The 18,883-nt window shown below is 76.4% G+C and carries 18 protein-coding genes; 8 read left to right on the plus strand and 10 right to left on the minus strand.

Going from position 1 to position 18,883, the window contains the following annotated elements:
• Positions 1-32: 32 nt before the first annotated feature.
• The 3 genes from ACFU5J_RS03830 to ACFU5J_RS03840 all read left to right on the plus strand — a co-directional run bounded on the left by ACFU5J_RS03830 (position 33) and on the right by ACFU5J_RS03840 (position 2,082).
• On the plus strand, positions 33-428 hold the full coding sequence (locus tag ACFU5J_RS03830; RefSeq protein ID WP_430577891.1) for a DUF5655 domain-containing protein: 396 nt from the start codon (positions 33-35) through the stop codon (positions 426-428).
• Between the two features lie 123 nt (positions 429-551).
• Positions 552-1,148, plus strand: a complete 597-nt coding sequence (locus ACFU5J_RS03835) for a calcium-binding protein (RefSeq protein WP_430577892.1) — start codon at positions 552-554, stop codon at positions 1,146-1,148.
• Positions 1,149-1,224: 76 nt separating this feature from the next.
• Positions 1,225-2,082: a carbohydrate kinase family protein gene (locus ACFU5J_RS03840; RefSeq protein WP_430577893.1), complete on the plus strand. Its 858-nt coding sequence runs from the start codon at positions 1,225-1,227 to the stop codon at positions 2,080-2,082.
• Between the two features lie 264 nt (positions 2,083-2,346).
• Here ACFU5J_RS03840 and ACFU5J_RS03845 read toward each other — a convergent pair whose 3' ends face one another.
• Entirely contained in the window at positions 2,347-3,066 is a 720-nt protein-coding gene (locus tag ACFU5J_RS03845) for a response regulator (protein ID WP_430577894.1), read from the minus strand.
• Positions 3,063-4,409, minus strand: coding sequence for a sensor histidine kinase (locus ACFU5J_RS03850; protein WP_430577895.1), 1,347 nt, complete (start codon positions 4,407-4,409; stop codon positions 3,063-3,065). Before ACFU5J_RS03850 ends, ACFU5J_RS03845 begins: the two co-directional genes overlap by 4 nt.
• Before the next feature lie 136 nt (positions 4,410-4,545).
• Here ACFU5J_RS03850 and ACFU5J_RS03855 point away from each other — a divergent pair, with 136 nt between their 5' ends.
• Positions 4,546-5,382, plus strand: coding sequence for a GAP family protein (locus ACFU5J_RS03855; RefSeq protein WP_430574069.1), 837 nt, complete (start codon positions 4,546-4,548; stop codon positions 5,380-5,382).
• Positions 5,383-5,389: 7 nt separating this feature from the next.
• Here the strand turns inward: ACFU5J_RS03855 and ACFU5J_RS03860 are convergent, their stop codons facing one another.
• Both ACFU5J_RS03860 and ACFU5J_RS03865 read right to left on the minus strand, forming a co-directional pair.
• Positions 5,390-6,382 (minus strand): phosphotransferase family protein, encoded by a 993-nt coding sequence (locus ACFU5J_RS03860; protein WP_430577896.1) that lies wholly within the window; start codon positions 6,380-6,382, stop codon positions 5,390-5,392.
• 21 nt (positions 6,383-6,403) lie between these two features.
• Positions 6,404-7,048, minus strand: a complete 645-nt coding sequence (locus ACFU5J_RS03865) for an HAD family hydrolase (RefSeq protein ID WP_430577897.1) — start codon at positions 7,046-7,048, stop codon at positions 6,404-6,406.
• A 110-nt stretch (positions 7,049-7,158) separates the two neighbouring features.
• Between ACFU5J_RS03865 and ACFU5J_RS03870 the strand changes: the two genes are divergently transcribed.
• Positions 7,159-8,043: a sugar phosphate isomerase/epimerase family protein gene (locus tag ACFU5J_RS03870; protein WP_430574072.1), complete on the plus strand. Its 885-nt coding sequence runs from the start codon at positions 7,159-7,161 to the stop codon at positions 8,041-8,043.
• A gap of 9 nt (positions 8,044-8,052) precedes the next feature.
• On the opposite strand, the gene ACFU5J_RS03875 is transcribed toward ACFU5J_RS03870, so the two are convergent.
• The 5 genes from ACFU5J_RS03875 to ACFU5J_RS03895 form a co-directional block, all read right to left on the minus strand.
• Entirely contained in the window at positions 8,053-8,697 is a 645-nt protein-coding gene (locus ACFU5J_RS03875) for a LuxR C-terminal-related transcriptional regulator (RefSeq protein WP_430577898.1), read from the minus strand.
• Positions 8,685-9,905, minus strand: coding sequence for a sensor histidine kinase (locus ACFU5J_RS03880; RefSeq protein ID WP_430574074.1), 1,221 nt, complete (start codon positions 9,903-9,905; stop codon positions 8,685-8,687). Before ACFU5J_RS03880 ends, ACFU5J_RS03875 begins: the two co-directional genes overlap by 13 nt.
• A 9-nt stretch (positions 9,906-9,914) precedes the next feature.
• A complete protein-coding gene (locus ACFU5J_RS03885; protein ID WP_430577899.1) occupies positions 9,915-12,404 on the minus strand; it encodes an FtsX-like permease family protein in 2,490 nt (829 codons plus the stop codon).
• Positions 12,401-13,165 (minus strand): ABC transporter ATP-binding protein, encoded by a 765-nt coding sequence (locus ACFU5J_RS03890; RefSeq protein WP_430577900.1) that lies wholly within the window; start codon positions 13,163-13,165, stop codon positions 12,401-12,403. Before ACFU5J_RS03890 ends, ACFU5J_RS03885 begins: the two co-directional genes overlap by 4 nt.
• A 117-nt stretch (positions 13,166-13,282) precedes the next feature.
• Positions 13,283-13,885: a TetR/AcrR family transcriptional regulator gene (locus tag ACFU5J_RS03895; RefSeq protein WP_430574077.1), complete on the minus strand. Its 603-nt coding sequence runs from the start codon at positions 13,883-13,885 to the stop codon at positions 13,283-13,285.
• Positions 13,886-13,937: 52 nt separating this feature from the next.
• Between ACFU5J_RS03895 and ACFU5J_RS03900 the strand changes: the two genes are divergently transcribed.
• The 3 genes from ACFU5J_RS03900 to ACFU5J_RS03910 all read left to right on the plus strand — a co-directional run bounded on the left by ACFU5J_RS03900 (position 13,938) and on the right by ACFU5J_RS03910 (position 17,423).
• The gene (locus ACFU5J_RS03900; protein WP_430577901.1) at positions 13,938-14,504 is read left to right on the plus strand and encodes a DinB family protein; all 567 of its coding nucleotides are present in this window, start codon (positions 13,938-13,940) and stop codon (positions 14,502-14,504) included.
• A gap of 86 nt (positions 14,505-14,590) precedes the next feature.
• Positions 14,591-15,589 (plus strand): hypothetical protein, encoded by a 999-nt coding sequence (locus ACFU5J_RS03905; RefSeq protein ID WP_430577902.1) that lies wholly within the window; start codon positions 14,591-14,593, stop codon positions 15,587-15,589.
• Between the two features lie 802 nt (positions 15,590-16,391).
• Positions 16,392-17,423 carry a pirin family protein gene (locus ACFU5J_RS03910; protein ID WP_430574080.1) on the plus strand — a complete coding sequence of 344 codons (1,032 nt, stop codon included), beginning with the start codon at positions 16,392-16,394 and terminating at the stop codon, positions 17,421-17,423.
• Between the two features lie 6 nt (positions 17,424-17,429).
• On the opposite strand, the gene ACFU5J_RS03915 is transcribed toward ACFU5J_RS03910, so the two are convergent.
• Positions 17,430-18,854, minus strand: coding sequence for a hypothetical protein (locus ACFU5J_RS03915; RefSeq protein ID WP_430577903.1), 1,425 nt, complete (start codon positions 18,852-18,854; stop codon positions 17,430-17,432).
• Positions 18,855-18,883 lie beyond the last annotated feature (29 nt).

An 18,883-nucleotide genomic window follows, 5' to 3' on the forward strand; every position in this document is an offset into this window, starting at 1 on the left:
CGCCTGTCGGGGGCTCGCCGTAGCGTCTCGGTATGACCCCCGTCACCGAGGATGAAGCCGAGTCGCCGTGGACGGTCGACCGGCACCTGGAGGGCCGTCCCGAGGCGACCCTGGAGCTCTACCGCGCGTTCATGGAGCGGGCGGAGGCGATCGGCCCGTTCACGCTCTCGGTCTCGCGGTCGGCGATCACGCTGAAGGGCACCCGGCGCGGCTTCGCGGGCGTCGTGCCGCGCCCCGACATGCTGCGCGGGTACCTGGACCTGCAGCGCGTGGTCGAGGACCCGCGCATCACGAACGCCAAGCCCTACACCAAGCGCCTGTTCGTGCACTACTTCCGCCTCACCGACCTCGACCAGCTCGACGACGCCTTCGCCGGGTGGCTGCGCGAGGCGTACGCCGTCGGCGCGGGCGAGCACGTGGGCCTCTGACCTCGGGCGGCCTCCGACCCCGGGCCCCCCGGATGAGAGGGGCCTCATCTGCGCCCCATGAACGGCTCATCGCCGCGGGCGACGGTCGTCGTGTCCATACCGGAACGACACGGAGGTCCGACGATGAGCACCCAGTCAGCACGCACCCCGGCAGCGAGCACCCGAGGGGCTCGCCCCACCCGCACCCGCCGTCTGGCGGCGCTGTCGCTCGCCACCCTGGCCGCGGCGGGCCTGTCCACCGCGGCCCTCGCGTCGTCCGCGCAGGCGGCGACGCCCACCTGCGCGGGTCTGCGCGCCACGATCGTCGGCACCGACCGGGCCGACGAGATCGAGGGCACCTCGGGCCGTGACGTCATCGTCGCCCGCGGCGGCGCCGACGAGATCGACGGCAACGGCGGCGACGACGTCATCTGCGCGGGCAGCGGCAACGACGAGGTCGACGGCGGACGCGGCGACGACCGCATCTACGGCGGCTCGGGTCACGACGAGCTCGAGGGCGACAGCGGCGCCGACTGGATCAGCGGGTCGACCGGCAACGACCACCTCGAGGGCGGCTCCGGCGACGACCGCCTGTACGGCGGCAAGGGCCACGACCTCGTCGAGGGCGAGCGCGGCAGCGACCACGTCAGCGGCGGCGCGAGCACCGACATGGTGCGCCAGGGCAGCGCCTCCGACCGCGACGAGGACCGGTGGGACGCCCGGTACGGCGTCGACGACTGAGCCCCACGACGCGGGCCCTGCCCGGGTCGCGGCGCCGCGCACGCGGCGCCGCGACCTCGGCCGTTAGGGTTCCGGCGTGACCACTCCCGACGTCCTCGTCGCCGGCCCCGCGTCCTGGAACCGCATCGTCCACCTGGACGCCCTGCCGGACCCGACGCCGCACACCGTCTTCGCTCGCGGCGCGTACGACACGGTGGGCGGCACCTCCGCGGGCAAGGCCCTCAACCTCGCGAGCCTGAGTCGCGGCGTCGTGCTGCGCACCGTCCTCGGCGCCGACGACGAGGGCGCGCGCGTCCGTGGCGTGCTCGACGACGCGGGCGTCCGTCTCCTGGTCGAGCCGGCCCCGGACGGGCGCACGGAGAGCCACCTCAACCTCATGGACACCGCCGGCGGCCGGCTGTCGGTGTACCTGCGCGCGCCCGGCGAGGTCCGGGCCGGCGGGCCGGGCTGGGACGAGGCGCTCGCGGCCGTGGACGGCGCGGCGGCGATCGTCGTCGACCTCGCGGTGCACTCCTTGCCCGTGCTCGCGGCGGCGGCCGACCGCGGGCGCGACGTGTGGGTCGACCTGCACGACTACGACGGCGACACCGCGTTCCACCGCCCGTGGGCGGAGGCGGGCACGCACGTGTTCCTCAGCTCCGACCGCCTGCCCGACCACCGGGCCTTTATGGCCGGCCGCCTCGCCGCGGGGGCACGGCTCGTCGTCTGCACGCACGGCGCGCGCGGCGCCACGGCGCTCACGGCCGACGGCTTCGTCGACGTCCCCGCCGAGCGGGTGGACGACGTCGTGGACACCAACGGCGCGGGCGACGGGTTCTTCGCGGGCTTCCTCGACGCGCACCTGCGCGGCGCGGACGTCGCGGAGGCATTGTCGGCGGCGGCCACGCACGCCGCCCGGGTGGTCCGCAGCCCGGGCCTCGCGCCCGTCGGCTGACGCCCTGCGCCGACTCCGCGGGCGTGTCGCCTGGCGTGTCGCCGCGCCGACCGCGGTGTCGTTCTTCCTGTCGTCAGCGAACCAGGAGCGATGGTTGCGGTGCGAGCGCGGATCCGGCTGGGGACGCAGATCGTGCTGGGCCGGACCGGTGACAGGTGGGCGGTCACGGATCCCGTTCTGCTGACGAGGCGAAAAACAGCAGCCCCTGCCGGGTGACGGCGCGCCGCACGACGCGCCGCGCGACGGCGACGCGCCCCGCGAGGGTTACGCGAGCCCGGCGTCCCGCGCGACGATCGCCGCCTGCATCCGCGAGACGACGCCCAGCTTGGCCAGCACCCGCGACACGTGCGTCTTGGCCGTGGCCTCGGTGATGACCAGCTCGTCCGCGATGCCCTGGTTGGACAGCCCGCGCCCCAGCGCGCCGAGCACGTCCACCTCCCGCGGCGTGAGACCGGCGAGCCGGGGGTCGGGCCGGCCGGCGGGGTCGGTCGTGGTCGTGGTCGTGGTCGTGGTCGCGGGCGAGGGCCCGCGGGCCGGGGCCCGCCCGCCGGTCAGCTGCGCCAGCACGCGCCGCGTCACCTCGGGCGCGAGCACGCCGTCCCCGGCCGCGACGCGCCGCACGGCGTCGACGAGGGCGGTGGGCTCCGCCGTCTTGAGGAGGAACCCGGCGGCGCCCGCGCGCAGGGCGCCGTCCACGTACTCGTCCAGGTCGAAGGTGGTGAGCACGAGGACGTCGGCCAGCCCCTCGGCGACGATCGCCCGCGTGGCGGTGATGCCGTCGGTGCCGGGCATGCGCAGGTCCATGAGCACGACGTCCGGGCGCAGTGCGCGGGCGTTGGTCACCGCCGCGGTGCCGTCGGCGGCCTCGCCCACCACCTCCACGCCGTCGGCGGCGTCCAGCAGGAGGCGGAGGCCGGCGCGGATGGCGGCGTGGTCGTCGGCGAGCAGCACGCGGACCGTGCCGGGGGCCGGGATCGTCGTCATCGGGTCCGCGCCCCGCTCTCCGTGTCCGTGCCCCTGCCCGCGTCGAAGGCGCCGGACGGGACGCGCGCCCGCACCGCCCAGCCGCCGTCGTCGGTCGGCCCGGCCTCGAAGGACCCGCCCAGCGCCTCGGCGCGCTCGCGCATGGTGAGCATCCCCGTCCCCGCGCTGAGGGGCGCCGCCGACGCGACGTCGCCGGGGCGGCTGCCGGTGGGCGGGGCGGCGTTCCGCACCTCCAGCGCGACCACGTCGCCGGGCGCCGGCTCGCGGGCCAGACGCACGGCGACGCCGGCCCCGGGCGCGTGCTTGCGGGCGTTGGTGAGCGCCTCCTGCGCGATCCGGTAGAGGGCGTGCCCGACGGCGGCGGGGCGGTCCGCGCCGGCCACGCCGTCCGGGTCGTCGACGGTCACGACGGTGCCGTCCGCGCGGGCGGCGCCGAGCAGGTCGTCCAGCCGGTCCAACCGGCCGGGGGCGGCGAGCGGGTCGCGGGGCGCGTCGGCGCGCAGCAGCTCGATCATCGACCGCATCTCGGTGAGCGACTCGACCGCGCTGGCGCGCACCTGCTCGAGGGCGCCGCGGTCCCGGTCGGCGTCCGGCGGGCCGCTGAGCGCCGCGCCCGAGTGGATCGCGATGGTCGACAGGTGCGAGGCGATGACGTCGTGCAGGTCGCGGGCCATGGCGGCACGCTCCGCCCGGACCGCCTCGTGCCGGTCGAGCTCGCCGATGCGCGCGAGGTCGGCGGCGCGCTCGCGCTCCAGCTCCGCGGTCCGCCGCGCCTCGTCCGCGCGAGAACGCTCCACGGCGGCCAGCTCGGACTTCTGCCGCACGTTGTCGGCCCACCACATCGGGACCAGCAGGATCGCGCCCAGGTTCAGGCCCATCGTGACGAAGGCGCGCGCGTCGCGGGTCGCCTCGCCCGCGGCGACCGCCCCCGCGACGCTCAGCACGACGGCCGTGCTCCACAGCCACCGGCGCGCCGTCGGGCCCGACCACATCGCCGCCGCGAACAGCAGGTCCCACAGCACGAGCAGGATCGCGAGGCTGCCGCCCCACGCCAGGTCGACCAGGGTGACCGCGACGCCGCCGGCGAGCGCCAGCATCGGGTGGGAGCGCTTGGCGAGCGTGAGGGCGCACCCGACGGCGAGGAGCGCGACCCGCCACCACGGCTGCGGCGTCGTCGCGCCGAGGGGGCCGCCCCGGAAGAGGTCGACGAGCCCCACCTCCAGCAGGAGCCAGCCCAGCGCGAACAGCGTCAGCGCGGTGGCGACGTCGCCGCGCCGGTCGTCGCCGCCCCACACGCGCACGACACGGCCCAGCAGGGTCGGCGCGCGGTGGTCGGTCGTCACGGCCCCATCCCAGCACAGGGGGCGGCGCGGGGGATCGGTCGAACGGAGTATCCGCGGCGTCCGACCGCGTGGCGGCGCCCGCAGGATCACTCGTTCGGCCGACGACCGCGGCCGGGCCGCCCGCCAGGATCGACGGATGGACCTTCCCTTCGACCTCGGCGGCATCGAGGGCGCCGGCCTCGCCGCGATGGCCGGCGTGCTCGTGGTGCTGGCGCTCGTGGACTCGACCAGCTTCGGCACCCTCCTCATCCCCGTGTGGCTGCTGATGTCGCCCGGCCGGCCGCGCCCGGCGCGCCTGCTCGCGTACCTCGGCACGGTGGCGGCGTTCTACCTCGCGGTGGGGATCGCGGTGATGCTCGGTGCCGGCGCCGTCCTCGACCGGTACGGCGCCGCCCTGGACTCCCGGCCCGCGATGATCCTGCAGCTCCTCCTGGGCCTCGGCCTGTTCGCGCTGAGCTTCCGCTTCGACGGCAAGAAGGCCGCCGCCCGCGCCGAGCGGGAAGGGGCGAAGCCGGGGCGGCTCGTGCGCTGGCGCGCCCGCGCGATGGGCATCGAGGCGGGCGCCACGCCGGGCGCCGAGGCGGGCGTCGCCGTCCCGGGCCTGCTCCCGACGGCGACCGCCGCGCCCCCGCAGGCGTCGCTGCTGCCCCTGCTGGGCCTCGCGCTGGGTGCCGTGGCGCTGGAGGTCGGCACGATGCTGCCGTACCTGGCGGCGATCGGCCTCCTCGCGACGTCGGGCCTGACGACGACCGCGAGCGTCGGCGTGCTGGCCGCCTACTGCGTCGTCATGGTGCTCCCGGCGCTCCTGCTGCTCGGCGGCCGGCTGCTGGCGCGCCGCGTCGTCGAGCCGCTCCTGGCCCGGCTGGAGCGGTGGCTGTCGAAGAACGCGGCCGAGCTCACCGGGTGGGCGCTCGGAGGCCTCGGGGTGCTGCTCACGCTCAACGCGCTGGGCCGCCTCGGCTGGACCGGCTGACGCGAGGTCAGGCGTCGAGCTCGTCGAGCACCGTGCGCAGGTTGGCGCGGGCGGCGCGCTCGTGCCCGGCCACCCAGTCGCCGGTGTAGGCGCGCGGCAGCAGCTCCACCACCAGCAGGCAGGCGAAGTACGCCCGGTACAGGCGCAGGCGGCGCCAGGCGTCCGGGTCGCCCGACCCGGGGGTGCCGTCGCCGACGCCCAGGTCGCCGCCCGCGTCGTGGTAGCCGGCGAGGAGGTCGGGGTCCACGGCGCCGACGCCGAGCTGGTCCGCCCCGACGAGCTCGAACACCGGGTCGCCCCACAGCGCGCGCTCGCCGTCGAGGACGCCGACCACCGTGCGCTCCTCCGGGTCGAGCAGCACGTTGCCCGCCCACAGGTCCGCGTGCACCAGGCGGGGCGTGGTCACGGCCGCGAGCGGGTCGCGGTGCCGTGCGACGGCGCCGAGGATGCGGTCGACGGGGAGGTCGACGCCCCACCGCTCGGCATCGTCGAGCACCGCGTGCACCATGGCGTCGAACGCCTCGGGCCACGTCGGGGCGGTGAGGCGGGCCTCCGGGGCGGGGTACCCGAACCGGTCGCCCGTGAGGCGGTGCAGCCGCGCCATGAGGGCACCCAGCGAGCGGCGTGCCCGGGCGGAGCCGTCGGCGTCGAGGTCGAGAGCGCTCCACAGGTCGCCGTCGAGGAACGTCGTGACGAGGGCGTCGCCGTCCACGTGCGCGCGGGTCGTGTCGACGTGCAGGACGCGCGGCACGGGCAGCCCCGCCGCGTGCCCGAGGCGGTCCACCTCCGTCTCCGTGCCGAGCACGCCGTGCTCGTAGCGCAGCAGCCGGGCGGTGTCCGCACCGGTCACCTTGACCACCACGGCCCGGCCGTCGGCGAGGTCGGCGCGCAGCACGCTCGCGAACATGCCGCCGCTCAGCGGCGCGACCGTCCGCACCGCGCCGACCGGCGCGAGCAGGGCGACCACCTGGTCGTCGGTGACCTCAGTCTTGGTGAGCACCCGCGCGAGCGTAGCGGCTGCTCACGCCGCGAGGAGGGCGGGCAGCTCCAGCAGCGAGTCGACGACGGTGGCGCGCGCCGCCTCGGGCCGCTCGGCGTGCAGGTAGCCCCACGGGCCACGGCGGATCAGCACCGGCACCATCCCGGCGTCGGCGGCGGGCAGGATGTCGTTGTCGAGGCGGTCGCCGACGTACGCGATCTCACCGGCGGGCAGCCCGCTGAGCTCGGCGACCTTCGCGAAGAACTGCGGGTCCGGCTTCTCCACGCCCCACTCGTCGGAGGTGCGGATCGCGTCGACGGGCAGGCCCATCGCCTCCAGCGCGGCGCGGGCCTGGGGCGGCTGGTTCCCGGCCACGACGACGGTGAGGCCGGCGGCGCGCAGCGCGGCGAGCGCCTCGCGGACGTCGGGGTAGAGGTCGTCGGCGTCGAAGTTCTCCCGCAGCCCGTCCGGGTCGTCGAGCGCCCAGCGGGCGATCTCGGCCGGGACGTCGACGTCGGGCCGCACCATCTCGAACGCGTGCCGGTGCGACAGGTCGAGGGCCGCGCAGCCGCCGAGGACGCCCAGGAAGGTCAGGGCCGGCACCCCCAGCCGGTCGGCCCACCGGGTCCAGATCCGGGTCTCGTCGATCAGGGTCTCGCCGACGTCGAACACCACCGCACGCACCATGGCCGCGACCCTATCGGGCACCCGTGCGGCACCTGTCCGACACCCGGTGCGCGGTCGGAGGACAGCCGCTTGTCAGCCTTCGTCCAGCCGCGGCGGCTATCGTGCGAGGCATGGCTGGTGCCACCGAAGACGTGACCGTACCCGTGACGCTGTCGACCGCGTCCGTCTACCCGCGCCGCGCGGCGTTCGCGTTCGAGGTCGCGGCCGAGCTCGGCTACGACGGCGTCGAGGTGATGGTCTGGTCGGACCCGGCCACGCAGGACCCCGCCGCGCTGCAGCGGCTCTCCGACGAGCACGGCGTGCCGATCCGGTCGGTCCACGCGCCGACGCTGCTGGTCAGCCAGCGCGTGTGGGGCCGGTCCCCGGCGGACAAGCTGCGGCGGGCGGTCGGCATGGCCGGCGAGCTGGGGGCGCCGACGGTCGTCGTGCACCCGCCGTTCCGCTGGCAGTACAAGTACGCGAAGCAGTTCCAGGAGCTGGTGCACGAGCTCAACGTGGCCAGCGCGGACCAGGCCGGCGGCGTCACCGTGGCCGTCGAGAACATGTACCCGTGGAAGCCGCGCTCCCGCGGCGACCGCGAGCTCAAGGCCTACCTGCCCGGCTGGGACCCGGCCGACCACGACTACGACGCCGTCACGCTCGACCTCTCGCACGCCGCCATCGCCCACCAGGACGGGCTGTCGCTGGTGCACGGCTTCGGCGACAAGCTGCGGCATGTGCACCTGGCGGACGGGACGGCGTCCGGGCGTGACGAGCACATGGTGCCCGGCCGCGGCGACATGGCCTGCGACAAGGTCCTCGAGGAGCTGGTGCGGCGCGACTTCGCCGGCGACGTCGTCGTCGAGATCTCCACCCGCAAGGCGCGCACCGCGAGCGAGCGGCACGCCGACCTCCAGGCGGCGCTGAAGTTCGCGCGGGCGCACCTGGCGCCCGTCCCGGAGCCGTACCAGCCGCCGCCGGCCGAGCACCACCACCTGCCCGCCGACGCCTGGTGAGCTCCCGCGTCAGCCGTTGAGGTAGGCCAGCACGGCCCGCACCCGCCGGTGCGTGTCGTCCGAGGGCGGCAGCTCCAGCTTGGTGAGGATGTTGCCGATGTGCTTCTCCACCGAGGCGGGGGCGAGGTGGAGCTCGGCCCCGATCGCCGAGTTGGAGAGCCCCTGCGCCACCAGCCCCAGCACCTCGCGCTCCCGCGGTGACAGGGCGGCGACCCCGCGGTCACGGCCCTGGCGGGCGACGAGCTGCCGGACCACCTCGGGGTCCATCGCCGTGCCCCCGGACGCCACCCGCTCGAGGGCGTCGAGGAAGTCGTCGAGGGCGGTCACGCGGTCCTTGAGCAGGTACCCGACCGCGCCGCGCCCGTCGGCGAGCAGCTCCGCCGCGTACACGCGCTCCACGTACTGCGACAGGATCAGGACCGGCATCGCGGGCCGACGCCCTCGCACGGCGAGCGCGGCGCGCAGCCCCTCGTCACGGAAGTCCGGCGGGAGGCGCACGTCCACGACCGCGAGGTCCGGGGCGTGCTCGTCCACGGCGGCCTCCAGGTCGGGGCCCGAGGCCACGGCCGCGACGACGTCGTGACCGGTGTCGGTCAGCATGCGCACCAGCCCGTCGCGCAGCAGCAGCAGGTCTTCCGCGATCACGATGCGCACGGCAGCTCCGTCCTCACGACGGTCGGTCCTCCGGGTGGGCTGGTGACGTCGAGCAGGCCGTCGAGCGCCTCGGCCCTGCGGCGGAGGCCGTCCAGCCCGGAGCCGTCGGGGTCGGCGCCGCCGACGCCGTCGTCCCGCACCTCGACGGTCAGGACGTCGGCGTGGCGTACCAGGGTGACGTCGCAGGTCGCGGCGTCCGCGTGCTTGACGACGTTGGCGAGGGACTCGGCGACCACGAAGTAGGCGGCGGACTCGACCGCCGGGGGCAGGGCGCCCAGCGCGCCGGCCGTGACGCCCACCGGCAGAGGGGCGTCGCCCGCGAGCGCGGCGAGCCCCGCCACGAGGCCCCGGTCCGTGAGGATCGGCGGGTGGATGCCGCGGACCAGCCGGCGGAGGTCGGTGAGCGCGTCCTCGAGCTGGCGGCGCGCGGCACGCACGTCGTCGGCGGGCTGGCCCGCGGCGCGCAGCCGGCGGTCGGCGAGCGCCAGGGTCATCCCGGCGGCCACGATCCGCGCCTGGGCGCCGTCGTGCAGGTCGCGTTCGATGCGACGCAGCTCGGCGGCCTGGGCGTCGACGACGCGTCGTCGGCTCGTCTCGAGCACGTGCGCGCGACGGCTCAGCCGCCAGCGCGGCCCCGGGCCGAGCAGGGCCGCGGCGGACCGCGCCTGCCAGCGCGCGGCAGCGGCGACGGTCCACGCGGCGACGGGCGCGAGGGCGAGGCCCGCGGCGCTGAGCACGAACCGGCCGGCCACGGTGTGGAAGAGCCAGTCCGCGACGGCGGGCAGCGAGGGGTTGGGCACGGCCCACAACCACACGGGCGCGAGCACGACGCCGACGTCCACGACGGCCGCGACCAGGGCCGCCGCGCCCGCGAGCCCCGCGGGGAGCATGAGGAGCAGCCAGGCGAGGTCGCGCCACGTGGCGGCGTCCCGCACGAGGGCGCGGCCCCGCCGCCAGACGTCTCCGCCGCCGGGCGGGTCGTAGGGCACCTCGACCGGGCGGCGGAGGACGGACGACGCCCGCACCCGCTCGAGCGTGGCGAGGCGCCGGGTGACCCACGTGGCCGCGAGGAAGACCGGCGGCGCGAGGTAGGTGAAGGACAGCACACCGCTGACCACCGTCGTGACCAGGGCCCAGGTGAACGTCAGGGGCGCGAGGACGACGGTGGCCAGCAGGTGGGGAAGCGCGACGAGGGCGCGACGGAGCACGGGACGAACCTAGCCCGCGATCAGCGGGAGGGACCGCCGTCCGACCACGATCCGGGCAGGTACCGCCCCCGCGACGATCCCGAGGAGGCCGACCGCGCCGACCATCCCCAGGTAGCGCAGGGGGTCGGCGAAGAGCCGCCACCGGCCGTCCTGGGCGATGCTGAACGTCCCGACGACGGCGCCGGCGACCGCGCAGCCGAGGACGAGCGCGATCGCCACCGCGACGACCGCCTCGCGGTCGAGGAGCCCGTGGACCTGCCGGCCGGTGGCCCCGGAGAGCCTCAGGTCGCCCAGCTCCCGCCGGCGGGCGGCCGTGGACACCGCGAAGGTGTTGACCACCGCGATCGCGGTGAAGCCCAGCGAGATGACGACCATGAGCTCCCAGGCCGCCTGCTGGTTGCGCAGGTCCGCCGCGCCGGCGCGGGGGTCGGCCGCGGCGGTCGCCGCGAGACCCGGCACGTCGGCGACGACGGCCGCGACGTCGTCGCCCCGCAGGTAGAGGGAGCCGACGAGCCCGCGCGGGTCGTGCGCGGCCGCGAGGCCCGCCGGGAGGACCAGGTCGCCGAAGCCGCGCCAGCGCGTGTACGTGGCGACGATCGTGGGGCGGACCGGCGTGCCGTCCGCCAGCCAGAGGGTCGGCCGGTCGCCGACCGCCCAGCCGTTCGCCCGGGCCAGGGGCACGCTGACCGCCACGGTCCGTGACCCGAGGTCGCCGAGGTCGCCGTGCACGACGCCCAGGTCGAGCGCGTCCTCGCCCGTCGCCCACAGGCCCTCGGAGGGGTAGTCCTCCGGCTTGCCGTCGCGGGTGACGACCACGCGCGTGCCGATCGTCGCCGCGGCGCCCGACACCCGCGGGTCCCGGGCCAGGTCCTGCGCCCGGTCCAGCGGGACGCCGGGCCCGTCGGTGGCGGCGACCCGGACGTCGGACAGGGCCGAACGGGCGACCTGCTGGTCCGCCGTGACCTGGGCCTGGACGTCGCCGCTCAGGAGCATGGTGGCGTTGAGGGCGAACATGAGGGTGAGCGGGACGACGACCCCCACGACCCGCTGGTTCCCGGCTCGGGCCAGCGACCCGGCGAGCAGACCCAGCGGTCCCGTGACCGCCACGGCGCGGGAGGCGGCCGCCGTGAGCGCGCCGACGAGGAGCGGGCCGACCGCGACGGTCGCGCACAGCAGCAGCGCGCTGGCGACGAACGACATCCCCATGCCGAACGGTCCGCCGAGCGGCACGAGGGTCAGGACGGCGACGGCCCCGGCGACCAGCACGGCCGCCACGACGACGCGGGGTGCCGTCCCCGCCCGGCCCGCGACGGCGCTCTCCTGCAGCGCCAGGGTCGGGGGGATCCGTGCGGCCCGGCGCGCGGCGACCCAGGTGGCGCTCGTCGTGACGAGCACGCCGGCGGCGACCGCCGCGACGAGCACAGGCACGTTCACGTCGACGGTGAGCTGCGCCGGGACGGCTCCCAGCGCGCGGAACCGGGCGGCCAGCACGTGGGCGAGCGCGACCCCGGCGGGCAGGCCGGGCACGGCGGCGAGCAGCGCGACGACGGCGGCCTCGGCCCGCAGGATCCGGTGCAGCTGCCGGGGGGTGGCGCCGATCGTCCGCAGCAGGGCGAGCTCGCGCAGCCGCTGGCGCACGCTCAGCGAGACCGTCCCCGTCAGCACGAAGATCGCGGCGAACCCCGTGATGCCCAGCGTGAAGCCGAGCACGGAGACGGCACCGACGTAGTCGGGCACGGCGCCGGGCAGGTCGGCGGCGACCTTGTCGGCCCCCGTGTGGACCGTCGCGGCGCCGTCGACCGCCTCGGCCACGGCGTCGACCGCCGCAGGCTCGGCCCGGATCGCCAGCGCCGTGGGTCCGGTCAGTCCGGACAGGGCGGGCACCTGGGAGTCCGGGACGAACACCCCGGCCTGACCGGGCACGTCGCCGTCGACGACGCCGACGACGCGCAGCTCCTGCGTGCCCGTGCGGGAGGTGAGCCGCACGACCGTGCCGGGACGGACCCCGAGGTCACGCTGCAGCACGACCTCCCCCCGCCCGGGTGCGGTGCCGTCGACCAGCCGGTACGGGGTGAGCGCGGCCGAGGACCAGCCGTGCGCCACGGTCGCGGCGCCGGGGGCGGCGACCGGTGCCCCCTCCGCGGCGAGGGCCACCGGGAAGGCGTGGTCCTCGACGACGGACTCGACGCCCGGGACGCCCGCGACCGCCCGCACGACCGTGTCCGGCAGCGGCTCGGCGCCCGTGAGGCGCTCCGTCTTGGTCTTCGTCTTGACCTTGTCGCCCTTGTCCTTGGTCGTGGTGACCGCGACGTCGCGGGCCCCGGCCACGGTCGCGTCTGCCCGGGCGAAGCGGTCGGCCCCCGGGCCGGCGGTGAGCACCGACCACAGCAGGAGGCCGCCGGCGGCGAGCAGGGCGACCGCCAGGGCTGCCGTGAGGAACGTCCCGGCGAACGACGCGCGGCGGTGCCGGACGCTCGCGACGGCCAGACGGGCGCTCATCGGGTCAGCTCCGCCATGCGCGCCGACACCTGGTCGACGGTGGGCGCGTGCAGCTCGCCGGCGAGCGCGCCGTCGGCGAGGAGCACGACACGGTCGGCGCGGGCCGCCGCGGCCGCGTCGTGGGTGACCATGACCACGGTCGCGCCGAGCTCGTCCACGAAGCCGCGCAGCAGGCCCAGCACCTCGCGGCCGGCCGCGAGGTCGAGGGCGCCGGTCGGCTCGTCGCCGAACACGACCTCCGGCCGGGAGGCGAGGGCGCGGGCGAGCGCGACCCGCTGCTTCTGCCCGCCCGAGAGGTGCGCCGGCCGTGCCTTCTCGCGCCCGGCCAGCCCCACCCGCTCCAGCAGCTCGCGCGCCCACGCGCGGTCCGGCCGGTGCCCCGCGAGCCGCTGGGGGAGCAGCACGTTGTCCAGCACGGTCAGCGCGTCGACGAGGTGGAACGACTGGAAGGCGAAGCCCACGTGCCGGCGGCGGACCGTCGTGAGGCGCGGCTCGCGCAGCGTCCCGAGGTCCTGTCCGGCGAGGTGCACGCGCCCCGACGTCGGGCGGTCGAGCCCCGCGGCGCACTGCAGCAGCGTGGACTTGCCGGAGCCGGAGGGGCCCATCACGGCGGTGAACGTCCCTCGGCCGAACCCGACGGTCACGCCGCGCAGGGCGTGGATCGGGCCGGGGTGCACGCGGGTCACGTCGACGAGCTGCACCACGGCGGGGGGTGCGGCCGCTGCCGGGCTCACCCGGGCTGTCTGCTGGAGGATCGTCATGCGTCGAGTCTTGCGACGCGCCGGTCGGCGCCCCACCGTGCAGGCGATGATCTTCGGGGTAGGGCTGGCCCTACCCCGGGCCCCCGGCGGAGCCGCCGGGAGGGTCCGCGGAGCGGGTCAGGCGACGGGGACGCGGGTGCCGACGGCCCGCAGCACGAACGCCTCGGTGGCGCGCACGGCGCGCTCGCGGGCCTCGGGCTCGTCCGGCACGAGCCGGCCGGAGAGGCACGCGTTGACGAGCTGCACCGTGGGCTCGATGTCCTGCTCGGGGAACTCGCCCTCCGCGATCCCCGCGCGCAGGATGCGCTTGAGGATGGACTCCACGATCTCCGCGTGCTCGCGCAGGCGCGCCTGCGTGGTGCGGGAGAGCACGGTACGGAGGTCCGGGCCGGGGGCGAGGTGGAAGACGCGGGTGAGCTGGGCCTGCTGGCGGATGTACGTCCGGAGCTGCTCCACGGGGTCGTCCACCTCGGCGAGGGCCCGCTCCAGGGTCTGCGCGTACTGCTCGGTCTCGTGGGTGATGAAGCCCAGCAGCAGCGCTTCCTTGTCGGGGAAGTGGTTGTACACCGCGGTCCGTCCGACGCCGGCGGCCGTCGCGATGTCGGCCAGCGTCACGGAGTCGAACCCGCGCTCCGACATCAACGTCGACAGCGCGGTGAACAGCTTGTGCCGGGTCATCTGGCGGTGCTCGTGCAGGCTCTTCCCGATGATCTTGGGCATGCTGACATCATAGGCATCCGTTGTCAGCACCTCGGGACGCTAGGGTGCCGGTGTGACCGAGCCCACCGCGTCGTCCGAGCCTGCCCCCGCCGCCCCCGAGGACCGCATCGTGCCCGACACCAAGGACTGGACCTGGGTGCTCGCGCGCCCGTGCCCGGAGTGCGGCTTCGTGGCCGCCGAGGTCTCCCCGTCCGACGTCGGCCCGGCCGTCCGCGACTCCCTGCCGCGGTGGCGCGCCGCCCTCGAGCGCCCCGACGCCGCGGCGCGGCCCCGCCCGGACGTGTGGTCCCCGCTCGAGTACGCCGCGCACGTGCGCGACGTGTTCCGCGTCTTCGACGAGCGGCTCGCGCTCATGCTGACGCAGGACGACCCCGCGTTCGAGAACTGGGACCAGGACGTCACCGCCGTCGAGAGCGACTACGCCCACCAGGTCCCGGCGGCCGTGGCCGACGAGATCGACGTCGCCGGGCACGTCGTCGCGGCGGCGTTCGACGCGGTCGAGCCGGGCCAGGAGGAGCGCACCGGCCGCCGGTCGAACGGGTCGGTGTTCACCGTGCGCACCCTGGGCCAGTACTTCCTGCACGACGTGGTGCACCACCTGCACGACGTGCGCGCCTGACCGCGCCGGGCGCCGTCCCCGCAGGTCACACGATCGCAACACCGCCGTGACGTCCCGGTGACCCCGGCGGCGGTACCGTCCGCGCCATGGCCTCGGTCCCGGCGCTCGTCCCTGCGGAGCACATGGCGGACCACGTGCTGGTCCTGCCCCGGCCGGGCGCGTCGGCGCCGGACCTTCTGCCGGGGCTGGCCGCCGCCTGGTTCGACGACGTGGCCTGGCTGCGCCCGCCCGCCGACGACGCGCCGACGAGGGGTGGCGGCGGGGCCCGGTTCCACGGCGCGCGGGTGCGCGGGCGGCCGACGCCGGCCCTGCTGCGCCTGGGCGACGAGCATCGCGCGGCCGGCCCCTTCCTGCTCGATGACGGGACCGCCGCGCCGCTGGGGGTCGTCGGGCCGGCGTCGGCCTGGGCGCTCGGCCGCGTGGACGGCGGGCTCGACCAGCGCGCCGGGCGGCCGATGGCCCACGACGACCGTGACGGTCTCGTACGGGCGTTCGCGGCGGGTCTGCCGGCGGGCGAGGAGCTGCGGGTCGTGACGTGGGCCGTGGCGGCCGCCCGCCGCACGGGCGGGGTGCTGCTCGCCGACGGCCGGCAGGCGTTGCGTCCGGACCCTGCGGCGTCCGTCGACCTGTCCGTCTGGCCGGCCCGGCCCGTGCCCGCGGCGGAGCTGCTCGAGGCGGTGCGCTCCGTGGTCGCGACGTCCGACCTCGGGATGCTGCCCGGCGGGGTGCCCGGGCACCGGGTGGTGGCGCGGACCCCGTACGACGGCGACCTCGTGGTGGACCAGGCGCCGGCGGGCGGGCTGCCCCGGGCGCTCGCGCACGAGCCGTGGCCGGACGGCGCGCCGGCCACGATGCTCCGCCTCGCGTGGCTGCCGCAGGACCCGTACGAGCTGGAGGTCGAGGTGCCGTCGGGCGTGCACGGCATCGCCCGGTCCCGGGCACGGGCCCTGCTGGCGAGGATCGCGGCGCTGCTGCAGGCACGGGCCGGGGGCGCGGTCCTCGACGACGCCGGGTTCGCCCTGCGTGCCGCGGACCTGAGTGCGCGGCGGGAGTCACCCACGCCGGGCACGCGCGCCTGGGTGTGAGCCGCCGTCGTCCACAGGCTCTGTCCACAGGCTCTGTCCACAACCGCGGCGGCGGGACGACGGCGTGCTCCGCGCCCCTCACCTGGGGCGTTCCACGCTGGAACCGTGCCGCGGGCGGGCGTCCGTGCCGCCCGCGGCCATGCCGTCAGCGCCGGAGATGCCGCCAGGAACCGCGAGATCCCGCGGTTTTTGCCGTGCGAGGACGTCGCCCCGACGCGGTGCGTACCACGCCGCCGTCGATCCCCGGAACGGGCAGCGCGTGTCGCGCCCGGCGCGTCGTCCACAAATTTCTTCCACAGGCCTGTGGGTGGTGTGGGGATTCCGCCGGTCAGCTTGTGGACAAGGCTGTGACTGGAGATCCGGGCCGGAAAACCCTCCTCGGACCCCTTGCACCGCACTCCCAGCAGGTCTAGAAACGTGCCTACCGGTCTTGCGGAGATCGGGTCGACGAACCACCTGCGAAGGACGGTCGTCTGCCCACTCCACGGGACACGGTCGACCGGAGAACGACGGGCCGTCCCGTACCGCGGTGCGGGTTGTGGGTGACGACACAGGTGTCTGTACGGGGCCGGAAGACCACCCGCGCCCGGCTGTTCGTGGAGAACGGGTTCCTGAGAGGCGACGACGCACCAGGCCTCGACGGGACGCGACGAGCGGTCGGGGTCGTGACGTCGCCACGGCACCCCTGGTCCCCGGGACCGTCGATCAGGGGTACGCGGTCATCTCCGAGGCCCCCCGGCCGCCCCGGGGGGCCTCGGCACACCCGGCGCACCACCCTCCTCGCGCGTCCTAGGCTCGGCCCATGAGCAACCTCGAGACGCGCCCCACGGAACGCACCTGCACCGCCGGGGACCAGCCCGCCGGGGTCGAGCTGCTCACCGCGCGGGAGGTCCCGCTCGGCGGCCCGCGCGCGATGGACGTGCGCCGCACCATCCCGCAGCGCCAGCGCTCGCTGGTGGGCGCCTGGTGCTTCTGCGACCACTACGGCCCGGACGACGTGTCGGCGTCGGCGGGCATGCAGGTGCCGCCGCACCCGCACATCGGGCTGCAGACCGTGTCGTGGCTGTTCGCCGGCGAGATCCTGCACCGCGACTCGGTGGGCTCGCTCCAGGCGGTGCGGCCGGGGGAGCTCAACCTCATGACGGCGGGCGTCGGCATCTCGCACTCGGAGGAGTCCCCGGCGGAGGGGCGCCCGCCGACGCTGCACGGCGTCCAGCTGTGGACGGTGCTGCCGGAGGCGGACCGCGGCGGCGCGCCCCACTTCGAGCACCATGGCGACCTGCCCGTCGCGACCTCCGGCGGCGCGCGCGTGCAGGTCTTCATGGGCGCGCTCGGCGTCGCGGGGGAGCGGCTGGTGTCGCCGGCCCGCACCTACACGCCGATCGTCGGCGCGCAGCTCGACGTGCCGGCGGGTGCCACCGTCACCGTCGGGACCGACCCGTCGTTCGAGCACGCCCTGCTGGTCGACGCCGGCGACGCCACCTTCGAGGGAGAGCCGGTGCCGCCCGCCGAGCTGGGCTACGTCGCACCGGGGCGCGACCGCCTCGTCGTGACCGCGGGCGCGACGCCCGTGCGCGCCGTCCTCATCGGGGGCGAGCCGTTCACCGAGGACGTGGTCATGTGGTGGAACTTCGTGGGCCGCACGCACGACGACGTGGCCCGGGCGCGCGCCGACTGGATGGCGCAGGTCGCCGACGACGGCGCGGGCACGCCCACCCGGTACTCCGACGGTGCCGCCGGGCGCCGGTTCGGGCAGGTGCACGGGTACGCGAGCGGGCCGCTGCGGGCGCCCGCGCTGCCCGACGTGCGGCTGCGTCCGCGCACCCGCCGCTGACCGGCGTCAGGTGCGGGGGAACGTCACCCGCAGCGTCGCGGTCCCGTCCGTCGTGGACCGCACGGTGAGGCGCAGCGCGCCCGAGCGGGTGGTGAACGTCGAGCCCCGGAGCAGGTACGACTTCCGCGCCGACTCCTTGCCCATCGGCACGATGAGGTGCTCGCCGGGGATCGCCCACGTCGACCCCTTCTTCCCGAACCGGCTGACGGTGACCCCGTACGAGACGGTGTAGTCGTCGGCCGCCCGCCACGGCATGCCGCCGAGGTAGGGGTAGCGCGCCCCGGACTGCCGGCGGAGCTCGACGGAGTAGTACTGCCCGGTCTTCGGGTCCACGGCACGCAGCAGGGTGGGCCGGCTGGTGGACCGGTGCCGGGCGTCGATCGTCACGGTGCGCGCCCCGCCCTTCTTCGTGACGGTGACGATGTCCGACGCCGGGAGCACGCCCAGCCGCTTGAGCTGGGCCCGGGACAGGGGCGCGGTGCCGACGGCGGCGAAGTCGGCGCCCATGAGATCCATGGGGTCGAGGCCCTCGACCGCGCCGCAGCGCGTCGACGTGAAGCCGCCGTCGGCGGCGCCGCGGCACCAGCCGACGCCGGAGTGCTCGAGCCCCATGTTGTGGCCCAGCTCGTGCGCCAGCGTCGAGACGGCCGTCGCGTACTGGGCGTGGCTGAAGCGGGAGGAGCGCGCCTCGCCGTCGGCGCCGCCGAAGAGCGAGAAGGACCAGCCGCCCGGGTTGTCGCGGCCCGCCGCGCCCGGCAGCGAGCCCAGGCCGAGCGTGCCGGCGCACGTGTCGCCGAAGCGGGCGCCGCCCGGGAAGTCGGTGCGCACGTACGGGAACAGCACCACGAGGTGCTCCCGCCGCCCCGGCCCCCGCGTGCTCGAGTCCCACCACCCGGAGCCGTAGTGCGCCCGCCCGCCCGCCTTCACCTGCGAGATGATGCGGCCCGTCGTCGAGCAGGACCCGTCCCCGGTCTCGACCCGCTTGATCGCCGAGCTGCGGACGAAGGTGATCCGGCCGCCCGACTGCGTCGACCAGTACGTCGAGACCTTCGCCAGCAGCGCGTCCACGTCCTGGTCGCGGATCAGCTGCGCCGCCCGGGCCTTGGACATCCAGCGCGGCGTCGCGACGGCGACGTCCACCTGGTGCACACGCCGGTCCGCCTGCGCGCGCACGGTCGAGCGCGCCAGGTCGGGGGAGACCCCCGTCGCCGCGGACTGCCAGCGGACGGTGTCGTCGACGGCACGGTCGTCGACGGCGCGACCGTCGATGGTGAGGTCGTCGCCGTGACCTGCGGCGACCGACGCCGCGACGGACGCGGCCTGGACGCCCGACGGCGCGGCGGCGACGGACGGTGCGCCCGCCGCGGCGAGCGGTTCCGCGAGCAGCGCCGCGGTGACGAGAGCGGCGACGGTGATCGCGCGAGCCTGCATGACTCCCCCTGGGGCTCCGGCGTGCCGCG

Source organism: Isoptericola sp. NPDC057559 (genome assembly GCF_042801555.1).
GTDB lineage: Bacteria > Actinomycetota > Actinomycetes > Actinomycetales > Cellulomonadaceae > Isoptericola.